General features: G+C 75.3%; 2 protein-coding genes. One reads left to right on the plus strand and one right to left on the minus strand.

The annotated features are described in order from the left end of the window. Window positions 1–68: 68 nt before the first annotated feature. Window positions 69–1433 carry a dipeptidase gene (locus tag ACFU6K_RS35480; protein WP_380670216.1) on the minus strand — a complete coding sequence of 455 codons (1365 nt, stop codon included), beginning with the start codon at window positions 1431–1433 and terminating at the stop codon, window positions 69–71. A 224-nt stretch (window positions 1434–1657) separates the two neighbouring features. Between ACFU6K_RS35480 and ACFU6K_RS35485 the strand changes: the two genes are divergently transcribed. Next, on the plus strand, window positions 1658–2914 hold the full coding sequence (locus tag ACFU6K_RS35485; protein WP_380670218.1) for a geranylgeranyl reductase family protein: 1257 nt from the start codon (window positions 1658–1660) through the stop codon (window positions 2912–2914). Window positions 2915–2971 lie beyond the last annotated feature (57 nt).

Consider the following 2971-nt stretch of genomic DNA (forward strand, 5'->3'; position numbering starts at 1 on the left):
CGCCGGTTGCGCGGCGGGCGGCCGGACGTCCTCCGGGAAGAGCCTCGGGACGTCGCCTCGAAGGTCCGTCAGACGGAGCGCAGTTCGGCGTAGCGGCGGAGGAACAGCGCCTCGGTGAGGGCCATCCGCTCCAGCTCCCGCGGGTCGACGCTCTCGTTGACCGCGTGGATCTGGGTGGTCGGCTCCTCGACGCCGATCAGCACGATCTCGGCCTGCGGGTAGAGCGAGCGCAGCGTGTTGCAGAGCGGGATCGAGCCGCCCTCGCCGGAGGCGACCATGGCCGTCCCGAAGGCCTCGGCCATCGCCTCGCCCATCGCCTCGTACGCCGGGCCGCTGGTGTCGGCGCGGAACGGCGAGCCGTTGCCCTGGCGCTCGACGGTGAGCCGGGCGCCGAGCGGGACCTGCGCCTCCAGGTGGGCGACCAGGGCGTCCTGGGCGGCGCCCGCGTCCGTGCCCGGCGCGACGCGCAGGCTGATCAGGGCCTTGGCGGTGGCCTGGACGGAGGAGGTGGCGCCGATCACCGGCGGGGCGTCGATGCCGAGGACGGTGACGGCCGGGCGGGCCCAGAGGCGGTCCGCGAGGGTGCCGGTGCCGGTCAGGGCGACGCCGTCGAGCACCTTGGCGTCGGCGCGGAACTGCTCCTCCGGGTACTGGACGCCGGTCCAGGTCTGGTCGGCGGTCAGGCCGGCCACCGCGACGTCGCCGTTCTCGTCGTGCAGCGAGGCCAGCATCCGGACCAGGGACTGGAGCGCGTCCGGGGCGGCGCCGCCGAAGGCCCCGGAGTGCAGGTTGCCGGCCAGCGTGGTGACGGTGGCCTCGACGATCGTCATGCCGCGCAGCGAGGTGGTCACGGTGGGCAGGCCGGGGGCGAAGTTGCCGGTGTCGCCGATGATGATGGCGTCGGCGGCGAGCAGCTCGGGGTGGGCCTCGGCGTAGCGCTCCAGGCCGCCGGTGCCCTGCTCCTCGGAGCCCTCGACGATGATCTTCAGGCCGACCGGGTAGGCGTCGCCGTGGACCTGACGCAGCGCCCGCAGCGCCGTCAGGTGCATCAGGATGTTGCCCTTGCAGTCGGCCGCGCCGCGCCCGTACCAGCGGCCGTCGCGCTCGGTCAGCTCGAAGGCGGGGCTGTGCCAGGCGTTCTCGTCCAGCGGGGGCTGGACGTCGTAGTGCGAGTAGAGCAGGACGGTCGGCGCGCCCTCGGGGCCGGGCAGCTCGCCGTAGACGGACTGGGTGCCGTCCGGGGTGTCCAGCAGCCGGATGCCGGTCAGGCCCTCGGCGGCGAAGGCGTCGGCGACCCAGCGCGCGGCCTTCTCGCACTCCTCGACCGGGAACTGGCGCGGGTCGGCGACCGACGGGAAGGCGACCAGCTCGGCGAGGTCGGTGCGGGCACGGTCCATCAGGGATCGGACGGCGTCGGCCAGGGGCTGTGACATCGGGGCTCCGGGGGGACGGTCCGCCCTTGGGGGTGGTGCGGGCGGAGGAGGCGGTTTGCGGTAGTGCCGATCATAGGTGGAGCGGAACAGGGAGTTCCGAGGGTGTGCCGCGGACCGGGCCGCCGAGGGGACGGGCCGCCCTCGGGCGGGCCGTACGACCGGGCGGCGCCGGTGCGGGGGCGGCGCGCTCGACCGGCGCGGCCGGACGCATAGGATTGCTCGACGTGACTGACTCCGGAAGCTCCGATTCCCGTAGCCCGCTCGACAGCCCGGCCGAGGGCGGTCCGACCGACGACGCGGCCGCGCCGCTGGACGGCATCTGGGACGTCGTGGTGGTCGGCGCCGGACCGGCGGGGTCCTCGGCCGCGCACGCCGCCGCGGCCCAGGGCCGCCGGGTGCTGCTGCTCGACAAGGCCGAACACCCCCGGTACAAGACCTGCGGCGGCGGCATCATCGGCCCCTCCCGGGACAGCCTGCCGCCGGACTTCCGGCTGCCGCTGCAGGACCGGGTGCACGCCGTCACCTTCGCCTACGACGGGAGGTACACCCGTACGCGGCGGTCCAAGCGGATGCTGTTCGGCCTGGTCAACCGGGACGAGTTCGACCTGCGCCTGGTGCAGGCGGCCAAGCAGGCCGGGGCGGTGCTGGTCACCGGAGTGACCGTCACCGGCGTCGAGCAGCGCGGCGGGGAGCACCGGACGGCCCTGGTGACGGCGGCCGACGGGCGCACCTTCGAGGCCCGCGCGGTGGTCGGCGCGGACGGCAGCGCGAGCCGGATCGGCAGGCACGTCGGCGTCACCTTCGACCAGATCGACCTCGGCCTGGAGGCGGAGATCCCGGTGCCGGCGCAGGTCGCGGCCGACTGGGCGGGCCGGATCCACCTCGACTGGGGCCCGCTGCCCGGCAGTTACGGCTGGGTGTTCCCGAAGACCGAGACCAGCAGCCTGACCGTCGGCGTCATCTCGGCGCGCGGCGACGGCGAGCGGACCAAGCAGTACCTCGCCGACTACATCCGCCGGCTGGGCCTGTCCGGGTTCACCCCCCGGGTCGAGTCCGGGCACCTGACCCGCTGCCGGACCGAGGACTCGCCGCTCTCCCGCGGCCGGGTGCTGGTCGCCGGGGACGCGGCCGGCCTGCTGGAGCCGTGGACCCGCGAGGGCATCTCGTACGCGCTGCGCTCGGGCCGGCTGGCCGGCGAGTGGGCGGTGCGGGTCGCCGAGGCGGGCAACGCGGCGGCGGTGCGGCGCGAGGCGCTCAACTACGCGTTCGCGGTCAAGGCCGGGCTGGGTGTGGAGATGCGCGCGGGCAAGCAGCTGCTGGGCGCCTTCGAGCGGCGGCCGTACCTGTTCCACGCGGCGGTCTGCCTGGTGCCGCCGGCCTGGCGGGCCTTCGCCCGGACCACCCAGGGGCACACCTCCTTCGCCCAGGTGCTGCGGCAGTACCGGGCCGCGCGGCGGCTGACGTCGATGGCCTCGCGGTAGGGCGGCCCTCCTGGCGTCGTGAGCTGTCGGCGTCGTGACGCGGGGCCGGTGCCCCTC

Origin of the sequence: Kitasatospora sp. NPDC057512, assembly GCF_042802135.1 — a bacterium.
Classification (GTDB): Bacteria; Actinomycetota; Actinomycetes; order Streptomycetales; family Streptomycetaceae; genus Kitasatospora.

Bases quoted from the DNA above. Each gene is read 5' to 3' on its own strand.
- ACFU6K_RS35480 (WP_380670216.1), bottom strand. From the start codon at position 1,433: ATGTCACAGCCCCTGGCCGACGCCGTCCGATCCCTGATGGACCGTGCC.